General features: G+C 74.3%; 11 protein-coding genes and 1 pseudogene. 3 read left to right on the top strand and 9 right to left on the bottom strand.

Translation table 11 applies throughout. From position 1 onward, the window contains the following. Position 1: 1 nt before the first annotated feature. From ACZ6TU_RS31045 to ACZ6TU_RS31020, 6 genes are read right to left on the bottom strand one after another with little or no spacing between them, the layout of a single operon-like run. A complete protein-coding gene (locus tag ACZ6TU_RS31045) occupies positions 2-811 on the bottom strand; it encodes a class I SAM-dependent DNA methyltransferase (RefSeq protein WP_467681646.1) in 810 nt (269 codons plus the stop codon). Next, on the bottom strand, positions 808-2070 hold the full coding sequence (locus tag ACZ6TU_RS31040; RefSeq protein ID WP_467681644.1) for an MFS transporter: 1263 nt from the start codon (positions 2068-2070) through the stop codon (positions 808-810). The genes ACZ6TU_RS31045 and ACZ6TU_RS31040 overlap by 4 nt, the downstream gene beginning before the upstream one ends. Continuing rightward, on the bottom strand, positions 2054-3106 hold the full coding sequence (locus tag ACZ6TU_RS31035; RefSeq protein WP_467681642.1) for a dipeptide epimerase: 1053 nt from the start codon (positions 3104-3106) through the stop codon (positions 2054-2056). The genes ACZ6TU_RS31040 and ACZ6TU_RS31035 overlap by 17 nt, the downstream gene beginning before the upstream one ends. Next, a complete protein-coding gene (locus ACZ6TU_RS31030) occupies positions 3103-4191 on the bottom strand; it encodes a PLP-dependent cysteine synthase family protein (RefSeq protein WP_467681640.1) in 1089 nt (362 codons plus the stop codon). The genes ACZ6TU_RS31035 and ACZ6TU_RS31030 overlap by 4 nt, the downstream gene beginning before the upstream one ends. After that, positions 4188-5024 carry a Rossmann-like domain-containing protein gene (locus ACZ6TU_RS31025; protein WP_467681638.1) on the bottom strand — a complete coding sequence of 279 codons (837 nt, stop codon included), beginning with the start codon at positions 5022-5024 and terminating at the stop codon, positions 4188-4190. The genes ACZ6TU_RS31030 and ACZ6TU_RS31025 overlap by 4 nt, the downstream gene beginning before the upstream one ends. Next, the gene (locus ACZ6TU_RS31020) at positions 5021-6277 is read right to left on the bottom strand and encodes an ATP-grasp domain-containing protein (protein ID WP_467681636.1); all 1257 of its coding nucleotides are present in this window, start codon (positions 6275-6277) and stop codon (positions 5021-5023) included. The genes ACZ6TU_RS31025 and ACZ6TU_RS31020 overlap by 4 nt, the downstream gene beginning before the upstream one ends. A gap of 147 nt (positions 6278-6424) precedes the next feature. Between ACZ6TU_RS31020 and ACZ6TU_RS31015 the strand changes: the two genes are divergently transcribed. Next, complete coding sequence (locus tag ACZ6TU_RS31015) at positions 6425-7915, top strand: alpha/beta hydrolase (RefSeq protein ID WP_469552302.1); 1491 nt, start codon at positions 6425-6427, stop codon at positions 7913-7915. A 9-nt stretch (positions 7916-7924) separates the two neighbouring features. Here ACZ6TU_RS31015 and ACZ6TU_RS31010 read toward each other — a convergent pair whose 3' ends face one another. Beyond that, positions 7925-8986, bottom strand: coding sequence for a peptidoglycan recognition protein family protein (locus ACZ6TU_RS31010; RefSeq protein WP_467681632.1), 1062 nt, complete (start codon positions 8984-8986; stop codon positions 7925-7927). Between the two features lie 282 nt (positions 8987-9268). On the opposite strand from ACZ6TU_RS31010, the gene ACZ6TU_RS31005 reads away from it, so the two are divergent. Together ACZ6TU_RS31005 and ACZ6TU_RS31000 are read left to right on the top strand one after the other, a co-directional pair. Beyond that, entirely contained in the window at positions 9269-10279 is a 1011-nt protein-coding gene (locus tag ACZ6TU_RS31005; RefSeq protein ID WP_469552301.1) for an RraA family protein, read from the top strand. Continuing rightward, positions 10276-10503 (top strand): hypothetical protein, encoded by a 228-nt coding sequence (locus tag ACZ6TU_RS31000; RefSeq protein ID WP_469552299.1) that lies wholly within the window; start codon positions 10276-10278, stop codon positions 10501-10503. The genes ACZ6TU_RS31005 and ACZ6TU_RS31000 overlap by 4 nt, the downstream gene beginning before the upstream one ends. On the opposite strand, the gene ACZ6TU_RS30995 is transcribed toward ACZ6TU_RS31000, so the two are convergent. Beyond that, a complete protein-coding gene (locus ACZ6TU_RS30995; RefSeq protein ID WP_469552296.1) occupies positions 10489-11049 on the bottom strand; it encodes a GNAT family N-acetyltransferase in 561 nt (186 codons plus the stop codon). The genes ACZ6TU_RS31000 and ACZ6TU_RS30995 overlap by 15 nt on opposite strands. Continuing rightward, positions 11046-11514: pseudogene (locus tag ACZ6TU_RS30990) on the bottom strand (MBL fold metallo-hydrolase); the annotation flags it as partial. The pseudogene ACZ6TU_RS30990 and the gene ACZ6TU_RS30995, both read right to left, overlap by 4 nt. Positions 11515-11620 lie beyond the last annotated feature (106 nt).

Below are 11620 nucleotides of genomic sequence, written 5' to 3'. Positions count from 1 at the left end.
GTCAGTGGGTGAGCGTTCGCGCGACGAGGTGGAGCCGGTCACCGTCGGTCGACCGGCCGGGCAACTCGCCCTCTTGCCATGGGCGTTCGGTGCGTGGCCCGGGGCCGTCGTGGAGTTCGAGCACCTCGAATCCGTGCGCGGCGAGGAAGTGCCGCAGCTCCTGCGGGAGGAGCAGCCGCCAAGCGGAGTGCTGTGCGACGGGCGGGGATCCGTCGCCGGTGGTCCAGACGCGGGTGCGGCGCAGGAGCTGGGCCGTACGGTCCACCGTCAGCGTCGTGGTGGACCGGTAGGCCGTGCCCTGCCAGGTGAACTCGTGGACGGCGGGCCGGTCGAGCAGATCGGTCCGGCCGAGGAAGTACGCGCCGTTGCGCATCTCCGCGACGAGCAGGCCGCCCGGTGTGAGCGCCTTGCGGCAGGAGGCGAGGAAGCCGTCGACCTGGTCGTTGGTGTGGCAGTACAGCAGAGAGCTGTCCAGGCAGACGACGGCGTCGAAGGTGCCGAGGCCGAAGCCGTGCAGGTCGGCCCGGACGTACGCGGGACCGGGGTGGTGCGTGCGGGCGTGGGTGAGCATCGCCTCGGAGAGGTCGGCGCCGGTCACGGTCCGGCCGGCCGCGTGCAGGGCGGCGGCGTCGCGGCCGGTGCCGCAGCCCATGTCCAGCACGCGCGGCCCGGCCCCGTGGCGGCGCAGGCAGTCCTCCGCCCACCGGGCGGACAGCCGCTCGGCGTCGGGGAAGCGGGCCTCGTACAGCGCGGGGTTGTCGGTGAGGAGGTTGCCGCTGGTCTCCGGGGGCCCGCCGGAGCCGCTGGTCACGCCGTGCTCCTCTCCCCCGCCGGAGCGGCGGCGACCTCCGGGACGTGGCTCGCGGGCAGGGCGCCGAGCCGGTGCAGCCAGGCCACGCCGAGCGCGGAGACGAGGCCGAAGAGCGCGCAGCACACCCAGGGCAGCCACGCGGCGCCCTGCTCACCGGTGTCCATGGCCCAGCCGACGGCGGTGTTGCCGAGGGCCGCGGCGACGCCGGAGACGACGTAGAAGATCCCGAAGTACGTGCCGGTCAGCTCGGGGCGGCCGAAGCCGGGGATCAGCTCCATCACGAACGGCTGGGCGACCATGACGCCGACGTAGAGCAGCAGCGCGCCGGCCAGGACGGGTACGGCGTCGAGCAGTCCGTCCCGTGAGCTGCCCGCGACGAGGGCCGGCGGCAGGAACGCCAGCCCCATGAGGGCGAGTCCGGCGGCGATCCAGCGCGCCCGGCTGCCCCGGGACTTCAGGGACCGGGTGATGCGGAGCTGGAGGCCGAGGTTGGCGAGGGTGCCGACGAGGAAGACGAGGCCGGCCGCGCCGTCCCAGCCGGTGGCCTGCCGTGCTCCGGCGGGCAGCAGCAGGTACAGCTGGCTCTCCAGGGTGAACATGCCGACCATGGCGAGGGCGAAGGCCAGGAAGGCGCGGTTGCCGAGGACTTCACGCCAGTCGGCGAGCACACCGCTCTTGGCGGGCTCGACGTTCCGCGCGGGCAGCACCAGGGCCTGCGCCACGGTGAGGACGGCGAAGATGCCGGCGGCGGTGAGCGCGGAGGTGCGGAAGTCGACGAGCAGCAGGGCGCTGCCCAGCAGCGGGCCGATCAGGGCGCCGGTGGTGGCGAAGACGTTGAACAGGGCGAACGCCTCGGCCTTGTTCTCCCCCGCCTCCTGCGCAAGGTAGGCGCGCACGGCCGGGTTGAACAGGGCCCCGGCGACTCCGCTGAGCACGGACGCGGCGAGCAGCACCGCCAGCCCGTCGCCGAGCGCGAACAACGCGAACCCGAGGGTGCGCAGCGCGCATCCGGCGATGATGACGCCGCGTGCGCCGAGCCGGTCGGAGGCGGAGCCGCCGATGATGAACAGGCCCTGCTGGCTGAGGTTGCGCACGCCGAGGACGACGCCGACGACCGCCGCCGACAGGCCCAGGTTCTCGGTGAGGTGGGTGGCGAGGTAGGGGATGAGCAGGTAGAAGCCGGTGTTGACGCCGAGCTGGTTGACCAGCAGGAGCCGTACGGCGAGCGGGAGGCGCTTCATCTCATGCCACGTCTTCATGGCAGGCCACCTCCTCGACGCCCAGGCCGGCGAGGCCACTGGTGCGGACGACGCCGTCCGTGCCGCCGATCCCGGTCCACGGGTCGTGGGCGAGCAGCAGATGCCCGTCGAGGTCGGCCCAGCGGGCCCGGTCGGCCAGGTGGACGGCGGGGGCGAGGCCGAGGCTGCTGGCGGTGAGGCAGCCCAGCATCAGCGCCGTGCCGCTGCCCTCGACGGCCTCGGCGATGCGCAGGGCCGCGTGCACGCCGCCGCACTTGGCGAGCTTGACGTTGACGCCGTGGACCCGTCCGGCGAGGCGGCGGACGTCGTCCAGCCCGACGGCGTCCTCGTCGGCGATGACGGGCAGCGGTGCGCGTTCCGCGAGGGCGGCCAGGGCGTCCGGGTCGCCCGGGGCGACGGGCTGCTCGACGGCTTCCACGCCGAGGGCGGCGAAGCGCGGCAGCAGGGCGTCCGCCTGGGCCACGGACCAGGCGCCGTTGGGGTCGAGGAGCAGCCGGGCCCGGGGCGCGGCGTCGCGGATGACGCGGACGCGCTCGATGTCGTCCTCGGGGTCGGGGGCGCCCGCCTTTACCTTGACGAGCTCGAAGCCGCTCGCGGTGAGCCGTCGGGCCTCGGCGGCCGCGTGGCCGGGGTCCGTGATGCCGATGGTGCGGGCGGTGGCGGCGAGGGGCGGTGCGGCGGCTCCGAGGAGGCGGTGCACGGGGACGCCCGCGCGTTTGCCGACCAGGTCGAGCAGCGCCGACTCGACGGCGGCGACAATCGCGGGCGGCACCTCGCCAAGAGGCGACTCCCCCGCCCGGAGGGCCTCCAGAGCACTCTCCGGATCGGGAAAGCGGCTCAGGTCCACGGTGGTGAGGAGCCGCAGAAGGGTCTCGGTGCCGAGTCCGTAGTACACGCTGGTGACGGCCTCGCCGTGACCGCGCAGTCCGTCGTGCTCGACGGTCAGCCACACGGCGTCGCGTGCGGCCATGGTGGAACGGGAGATGCGCAGCGGCTCGGCGAGTTCGAGGCGCACGGTGCGCAGGCTGGACTTCACGGGCTCTCTTCCTGGAGGGCGGGGGCGGTGAGCGGGTCGCTGACGCGGGTGCAGCGGGCCCAGCCGGCGGCCTCCGCCGCGTGCGGGTGCGGGATCTCGACCGGCCGGGTGGCCGCGGTGGCCGGGTCGAGGCCGTGGGCGGTGGTGAAGTCGTCGTCGTAGACCGTGCCGAGGTAACGGTGCGGACCGTCGGGGAAGACGGTGGCGACGACCGCCCCGGGGTGGACGCGGGCGGCCCAGGCGGCGACCCGGGCCGCGGCTCCGGTGCTCCAGCCGCCGCTGACGAAGGCGCCGCGTGCCAGTCGGCGGCAGCTGTCCACGGCCTCGGCGGGGCCGATCCAGTGGACCTCGTCGAAGGCGTCGTAGGCGACGTTGCGCGGGTGGATGCTGCTGCCCAGGCCGCGCATCAGCCGGGGCCGGGCGGGTTGGCCGAAGATGGTGGAGCCGGTGGCGTCGACGCCGATGAGGCGCAGGGCGGGCCAGTGGCGCCGCAGCGGGCCGATGATGCCGGCGCTGTGGCCGCCGGTGCCGACGCTGCACACCAGGATGTCGAGGTGGTCGAGCTGGACGGCGAGTTCGGCGGCCAGGGAGGCGTAACCGGCGGTGTTGTCGGGGTTGTTGTACTGGTCGGGCCAGTAGGCGCCGGGCAGTTCGGCGAGCAGGGCCCGCAGCCGGGCGAGCCGCGCGGCCTGCCAGCCTCCCTGCGGCGCCGGCCGGTCCACGACCTCCAGCCGCACTCCGTGGGCGCGCAGCAACTGCCGCATGGACGGCTCCAGTTCGCTGTCGCCGACCAGCACGACGGGGTGGCCGAGTGCCTGTCCGGCGAAGGCGAGACCGATGCCGAGCGTGCCGGAGGTGGACTCCACCACCGGGGCGCCGGGCCGCAGTTCGCCGCGCTCGCGGGCGCCCAGCAGCATGGAGACGGCGGCGCGTGCCTTCATCCCGCCCGCCGCGAGCCCTTCGAGCTTGGCCCAGAAACCGGGATGCGGTGCCGGCAGGTCCGCGGTGATCCGGGCCAGTGGGGTACGGCCGACCAGGGAGAGCAGCTCCCGTCGCGCGGCGGGCCGGAGCGCGGTGGCGGTCATCGCATGCCTCCCGGACAGGAGCCGCCATAGCGGTGCAGGACACCGGGACCGCCGTCGAGCCAGAAGAACGGATACGGCTCCGCGCACACCGCGCTGACGCCGTGCCCGAGGAAGCGGGGCAGGACGGCGCTCCCGGTCTGGGCGAACATCACCAGCTGCTTGCCGTGCTCCAGTGCGTGCCGCCGCAGCGGTTCGAAGGTGCCGTTGCCCAGGGTCATGCCGGAGACGAGCAGCGCGTCACAGCGGCCGGCCGCGGCGAGCGCGTCGCCGACGACCGGCTCGCCCCACTCGGTCTCGCCGCCCTTGAGGTCACAGGGGACGTACCGCAGGCCACGCGAACGCAGCGCCTCCAGGAGGGAGTTGACGACGCCCACCACGAGCACCGTGGCGCCGGGCGACAGGTCGAGCAGGCCGGCGACGGCCTTGGCACGGGCCCGGGACTTCTCCAGCGACGACCCGGCGGGCAGTGGGAGGGCCCTGGCTCCCTGGGCGGGGGTGTGCGGCAGGACGTGCATCAGGTAGGCGTCGAGGGCCGCCACGCGCACCGGCGGCAGCGGGTGCTCCAGCAGTCGCGCCACGTCCGCGCCCACGCACTCCTCGACGGCGCTGTCCGGCAGCGCCCCGGGCTCGACCGCGCAGGAGCCGACGGCCTCGGCCAGGCGCAGGCTGAGCACCTCGTTGCGGTAGCCGGTGCCGCGTCCGTCGTGCCGTACGGCCTGCCGGGTGGTGAAGGCGACGGCGATGCGCTGGGTGGCCGGGTCGGGCCCGAGGGCGCCCGCGCGCACCCGGTGCAGGAGGTCGTCGTACGACACTCCGTGGGTCGCGGTGGTCATCGGATCACCAGCCCGCCGCGCAGCCCGTCCAGCAGGCTCTCGACGCGCTCGCGGGCCCCGGGCCCGTCGGCGTCACCTGCCATGACGTGCCCCAGGTACTCGTTGTTGCTGCCCGCCGCCTTCACGGCCTTGCCGGGCTCGGCGAGTTGCGCCTCCAGCACACCGGGCAGGTCCCGTACGCCGCTGCCGTCCAGCGCTTCGAGGGTGCCCGAGGCCTCCGGCACGAGGAAGCCGATCGCGGCGCTGCGCAGCCCGGTGTCGACGCGCCGCAGGTCGGGGGCGCGGCCCAGGGCGACGTCCACGCAGGCGGCGGCGAGGTCGATTCCGGTGACGTGGCGTATGAGTTCGGTGATGCGGTTCCCGGCGGGCCGGGGGTTGACCTCGACCACGCGCGGACCGGCGGAGGTCAGCTTGATCTCCGTGTGCGCCACGACCCCGTCGGTCAGGCCGAGGGCCTTGAGCGCGGCCAGGGCGGTGTCTTCGGCGGCCTCGGTGTCGCCGGGCGGCAGGGCGGCGGGGAACATATGGCCGGTCTCGACGAAGGCGGGTGCGCCGCCGACGCTCTTGTCGGTCACGCCCACCACCTGGACCGTGCCCGCGTGCGACACCGTCTCGACGCTCACCTCGGGGCCGTCCAGCAGCTCCTCCAGCAGCACCACGGGGGTACGCCGCTGGCCGCGTGCGTTGACCGGGAAGTCGGCCAAAGCCCGGCAGGCGGCGGCGAGTTGGGCCTCGTCGTCGACCCGGCGCACGTACATGCCCGCGCACAGGTCGACGGGCTTGACGACGAGCGGGTAGCCGATCTCCCGGGCGGCCCGCGCGATCTCCGCCCACTCCTCCCGCACGACGAAGCGCGGTCCGGGCACCCCGGCGTCGTCGAGGACGCGGCGGGTGGCGTCCTTGCGGCAGGCGTTCTCCACGGCCTCGGGACCTGGGCCGGGCAGGCCGAGGCGTCCCGCGATCCGGGCCACCGTCGGCAGGTAGTAGTCGCAGGAGGTGACGACCCCGTCGAAGCCGAGCACCCCGTGCAGCCGCTCGACCTCGGGCAGCAGCGCCTCGATGTCGTTGGTGTCGGCGGTGATGACGTTGCGGGCGCCGAGCAGCGGATGGGCCGTCCCCTCCGGTGCGGAGCGCAGGTAGTGGTGCAGGTCGCGGGTGAGGAAGGTGAACGCGTGTCCGTTCTCCCGGATCGCCCGCGGCAGCAGTCTGCTCATGGACCCGACCCAGCTCTCGACCACCAACAGATGAGCCACAACTCCCCTTTCCTTGAGTTGAGTTCGCGGCGTGCGGGCAGCCCGGCGAGCCCTCCGGGGGGAGGGCGCCGGGTGTTGCCGCCGAAGACGTTATCGATAATCATTTTCATTGTCACCTGATTGGCGAAGATCTTCTGGAGAACCCCCTTGATCCGTCCCGCACGCCGCACCGCACTCCTGTGCGCCCTGGCGGCCGCCACCGCTCTGCTCCCCGCCGCCCCCGTCCAGGCCGCCGAACCGCCCTCCCCGCTCCGTTTCACCGCCTGTCCGGATTCCGTCCCCCGGCCGTCCGCGCCGGAGCGCGTCGAGTGCGGGCGGCTCGCCGTGCCCCTCGACTGGCACCGCCCCTCGGGGCCGCGCATCGAGGTGGCGGTCTCCCGGGTCCGCGCCTCGGGCACCCCCGTCGAACGGCGCGGCACCCTGCTGGTCAACCCGGGCGGTCCGGGCGGCTCCGGCCTTCCCTACGCGGTCACCAAGCGGGCCAGACTCCCCGAGAGCGTGCGGCGGGCGTACGACGTCGTCGGCTTCGACCCGCGCGGCGTCGGGCGGAGCACCCCCGTCACGTGCGGCCCGATGGGCGGACTCTTCGACAGCCCGGGCAGCGACCCGGTGCCGGCGGGACCCCGGGCGGAGCACGCCCACCTGGCGTCCCTGCGCGTCCTGGCCGACGACTGCGCCACGCACGCCGGCCGCCTGCTGCCGTACCTGTCCACCGAGCAGACGGCGTACGACATGGACGCGATACGCGCGGCCCTCGGCGAACCGCGGACGAGCTTCCTCGGCGTCTCCTACGGCAGCTACCTCGGCGCGGCCTACACCGCCCGCTTCCCGCACCGCGTCGGCCGGATGGTGCTCGACAGCGTGGTCGGCCCCGGGGACTGGTACGACTTCGACGTGCTCCAGAGCCGGGCCCTGCTGCGGCAGCGCGACACCTTCTTCGCGTGGACCGCCGCGCACGCCGGGCGCTTCGGCCTGGGCAGGACGCCGGCCGGGGTGCGGGACTCGTATCTACGCGTACGCCGGGAACTCACCGAGCGACCGGTGGCGGGCTTCGGTCCGGCGGAGTTCGACCGGGCCGTGTACCGCGCCCTGGGCCGCACGGAACGCTGGGCGGGCCTCGCGGACGGGCTGCGCGGCCAGTTGACCGACGGCGACCCGGACGGCCTGCGCCCGGCCGGCGCATTCGACAGCCCCGACTCCCGCAACTACGAGGCGGCCAACCGCGTCGTCAAGTGTGCCGACGGGCCCGCCCCCGGCTCCCGCGACATCGTCGGGGACATCCGTCGCACCCGCCGTCTCGACCCGCAGCCGGTGCTGACGGGCATGGAGGCGAGCACCTGCGCCTACTGGCACCACCGGCCGGGCCGCCGTACCCCGCTCGGCAGCCCGGACGCGCCGCCGGTCCTCCTCGTGGCCTCCGCACACGACCCCGTCACGCCGATCGAGGGCGCCCGCCGCCTCCAGCCCCTGCTGCCCGGCTCACGCCTGGTCACCCTCGACGACGACTACTCCCACGGCGTGTTCGCAAGCCGCGGCAACGCGTGCGTGGACGACACCGTGGCGGCCTACCTGCTGCGCGGAGAAGTGCCGTCGGCGAACGTGCGCTGCACGGGCCCCGGGCTGCCGACGGCACGGTAGACCGCCCGCTCAGCTCTCCTTCCACACCAGCACGGTCAGCACCGCGCCCGCGACCGTGACCGGGACGGCGGCCTGGTTCAGCAGCCTGACCCGCATGCTCCGGCCCGACGGGAGCCGCTTCGTCAGGGGGACGACCGCGAAGGTGCCGCCGCCGGTCCCGACGATCTCGTGGATCGGGTGGTCCGCGCGGTGCTGGTCTCCCTCGTACTCCGACATGCGCGCCTGGACGACCGCACCGGTCGGCAGCCCGTCGATGTGGAGGCTGACGCTCCCGCTGAAACGGGCCGGGCCACGGGCGAAGACGCTGCCGCCGGTGGCGTGGTCGCCGGTCTCGTCGGCCCACTCCGTGGCGAACTCGACCGAGTCCCAGGCACCGGGCGCGAGCCGATACCCGCCGGCTGTACCGAGGTTGACGTACTGGGGCATGGGGTCCTCTCCTTCCCACAGGCCCGCCGGGAGGGCCAGGGCGTCGGCGACGTCACCGCGGAAGTCGGCCATGCCGAATCCGCGCGGGTCGACCTTCCAGTCGCTCCACTCCAGGTGGCCGATCGCGCTCTTGGGGCCCCAGCCGTGCGCGCGGCAGATCGCGGCGGTGGCCTTGACGATGGCGATGTACTGGACACTCGGCCACGGGTCCTTGCCGTCGCCCTTGTTCTCGCATTCCCAGCCGTAGAACCGGGCGTTGCCGTCGACCGCGCCGGCCGAGCCGTCGTGCTCGTGCGTCGCGGGCGGGTACGTGCCGTACGACTCGCCGATGACGGCATTGAGCACGTCGCCGTCTCCGCCGCCGGCGTGGTTGGCCCGGCCGTTACCGGTCAGGTGGACGACGCCGTCCTTGGTGATGCATCCGGTGGCGAGCGGACCGGGCAGGGCGCTGTGGCCGTGGTAGATCAGCTCGACGACGTCCGTGCCGGGCCCGGTGACGGTGTGATGGATCATCACACCGTGCACGGGCCCCCACGGACCCTTGTGGTTGCGGTTGTTGGTGCGCCATCCGCCGACCTCGTGAACGGCGCAGCCCTCGGCCTTCAGCGCGGCGACGAGCCGGGCGGCGGTGAGCGGGGTGGCCATGAGTCACTCCTCCGTTCCGGCGCGTGCGTGCCGGTCTGAAGACGGTGCGATCGCATCTGCGGAGCGTGCCCGGCCGGGGAGCGGGTCTGTCTGCGGTGCGTGTCCGGCGGACCGTTCGGCCGGAGCTGCCGCGCGGACGTCGCCAGGCCCCACCATTCTCGCGCCGCTCGCGCCGTCGCTCACCTCGCCGTACGCCACGACCTCAAATTCGGCGGGATTACGACGCTGCGGCATCAGGGAGGGCGGGGGCGCTGTCGGTGGCCGGGCGCAGGGTCCGCTGCCGTGAGCATCCCCGCCGTCGAGGAGTCCTGCGCCCGGGTCGATGCCTGGCCGGCCCGGCACGCTCCCCTCACCTACGCCACCCTGCGCCCGCCCGCACCGCAGGCCGGCATCGAGGACGCGGAGCGCACGCCCGGCCTGCCGTTCCACCCGGACCCGGTGGCCTCGCCGCGGTGCCACGACGGGGTGGAACTCGACGACGGCACAGTTCAGTTGCCGAACTACGGACCGCTGTGCGGTGTCGCGGACATCGTGCGGAACACGACCCTCCTCCGGTGCCTCGGGGTGGGCGAGGACGGGCTGCCCATCACCCTGGGCACCGGTCGGCGGCCCTCGGACGGCCTGTTCACCGCCTGCCGTCCCGGCCCTCGCCACGGACAGGTGGGCCGCCGCTTCGACGAGGACATGCCCTCCTCCGCGCACTGGCCCTCGCCGCGTCACGTCCTGGCCGACCTCGCGGAAGCCCTGGAAGGCGACCTTCCGTTCCTCGACCGCATCCCCCTTGCCGTGGCCGAAAAGCTGCTGCGGGAGGAGGAGCGGACCGTGCCCGCCGACGCGGTCTCCCCGCTCGCGCGGGCCGCCGCACTCACCGAGCCGGAGTCGGACCCGCCGGCCTTTCAGCGACCCGGTCTTCACGAACGTCGCCGGGAGCGCCCCGGCCGCCACCCCCGCAGGAACACGGACGGTGCGTGCCGGGATGTGGCGCAGGCGCGCGACCCCGGCTTCCCGGTGTTCGCCCGCACGCAGGTGCCGGTGACCGCGCGCGGCCGGCCGCGGCAGCGGCCGACAGGCACGCCGGTCCCGCTGGGCGGGGTGACCGTCGAGCCCGGTGACGTGGTGCCGGCGGACGAGGGCGGCGTCGTGGTCGTCCCGCGCGAGCGGGCCGAAGAGGTACTGGAAGCGGCGCTGCCGCTCGCGGACCGCGAGGCGGCCATCGAGGCCGAGGTACGGGCCGGAGCCCCGCTGCCGGAGGCCATGCGGGACGCCCGCCCGGCCGGAACGGAGGCGAGGTGAGCGGCGACTTCGTCGCACGGCTGCGGGCACTGCCCAGGGCCGCGATCTCCGAGGCCCTCGACCGGATCGGCGTCGAGGGCGCCCTGGCCGGCCTGACCCCGCTGTCCGACGGCTTCCGCGCGGCAGGCCCGGCCTGCACCGTCCGCTACGTCCCGGTCGAGGCGTCCGGCACCGGCAGGGGCGGCATCATGACCGAGCTCGCGGCGTGTTCAGAGATCCCGTGACCGGGCGTGCACGTGACCCTCGAAAGGGAACGCGGGTGGCGCCGGGGGCAGGAGCGAGGACAGTTCATAGCCGCACTTCTGCGCGACGCGGCACGAGGCCGTGTTGTCCGCCTGGTGCAGGAGCTCCAGGCGGGTCAGGCCGTCGGCGGCGAAGGTGATGAAGGCCCACTCCGTCAGCGCCATCAGGGCCCGGGGAGCCACGCCCCGGCCACGCGCATGCGCCGCGGTCCAGTAGCCGACCTCCGCGGACGAGACGCCGGGGGTGACGTTCTTGAGGACGGCGTGCCCCACCAACTGTCCCTCGGTGGCATGCTCTCGAACCTCCGAGACGGCGAACGCGAAACGGTGCCCTGCTTCCCAGCCGCCTTGCTGATCCCGGACCCACCGCGCCGCACTGGCACGGTCGTGCACGACCGCACTCACCCAGCGACGCAGGGCCTCGTCCCGATACAGGTCGACGAGGTCCGCGGCGTCGGCCGGCCTCCAGGGACGCAGGAGGAGAGCAGGGGCCGATGCCGTGGCCGCGGCGGTCACCCGCGTGATCATCGTGGACCTCCCGGCCGCATGTTGCCGTCGTACACGGTCCGGTAGTCCGGGACGACGACTCGCGCCGCGGGGGACACCTCGCGGACCTGGGCGACGAACGCGTCCAGGTCCATGGCCGGATCGCGCACCGGCGAACCGCTCAGCGGCACTTCGAAGTTGTCCCAGTGTACGGGGACCACGACGCCGGGGGTGTCCAGTGCGCCCAGCAGCCGGGGCACGTACCGGTGGGTGACGGTGCTGGAGGGCACGGCGACCATCGCCAGGTCGGGGCGCAGCCCCCGGCACCGCCCGCTCGTCGAAGTCGCTGGCGCCCATGAGGAACGCCGACGGCCCGCCGTACCCGGCCCGCACCTGGAAGGCCAGGGTGTCACCCTCCGGCAGGTCCGAGATGGTGCTCGGGACCGTCGCGGGCGGGGCGTTCAGTGTGCCCGGGGCGAAGTAGGCGCACTTCTTGTTGCGGCTGTGTTCGACCTCTTCCAGCAGCGGCAGCGGTCGCCGTCACCCTGGCCGTGGTGGCCGCCGTGAGCCGGCGGCAGGGGTCGTGCTTCCGGTCTCCGCCCTCTCGGACCTG

It is taken from the genome of Streptomyces sp. NPDC052064 (assembly GCF_055585925.1).
This window is presented reverse-complemented; position numbering and strand designations above follow the sequence as displayed.

Excerpts from the sequence above, each read along its gene's own strand:
- ACZ6TU_RS31025 (WP_467681638.1), bottom strand. The coding sequence starts at position 5,024 with ATGACCACCGCGACCCACGGAGTGTCGTACGACGACCTCCTGCACCGG.
- ACZ6TU_RS31030 (WP_467681640.1), bottom strand. The coding sequence starts at position 4,191 with ATGACCGCCACCGCGCTCCGGCCCGCCGCGCGACGGGAGCTGCTCTCC.
- ACZ6TU_RS30995 (WP_469552296.1), bottom strand. The coding sequence starts at position 11,049 with ATGATCACGCGGGTGACCGCCGCGGCCACGGCATCGGCCCCTGCTCTC.
- ACZ6TU_RS31040 (WP_467681644.1), bottom strand. The coding sequence starts at position 2,070 with ATGAAGACGTGGCATGAGATGAAGCGCCTCCCGCTCGCCGTACGGCTC.
- ACZ6TU_RS31010 (WP_467681632.1), bottom strand. The coding sequence starts at position 8,986 with ATGGCCACCCCGCTCACCGCCGCCCGGCTCGTCGCCGCGCTGAAGGCC.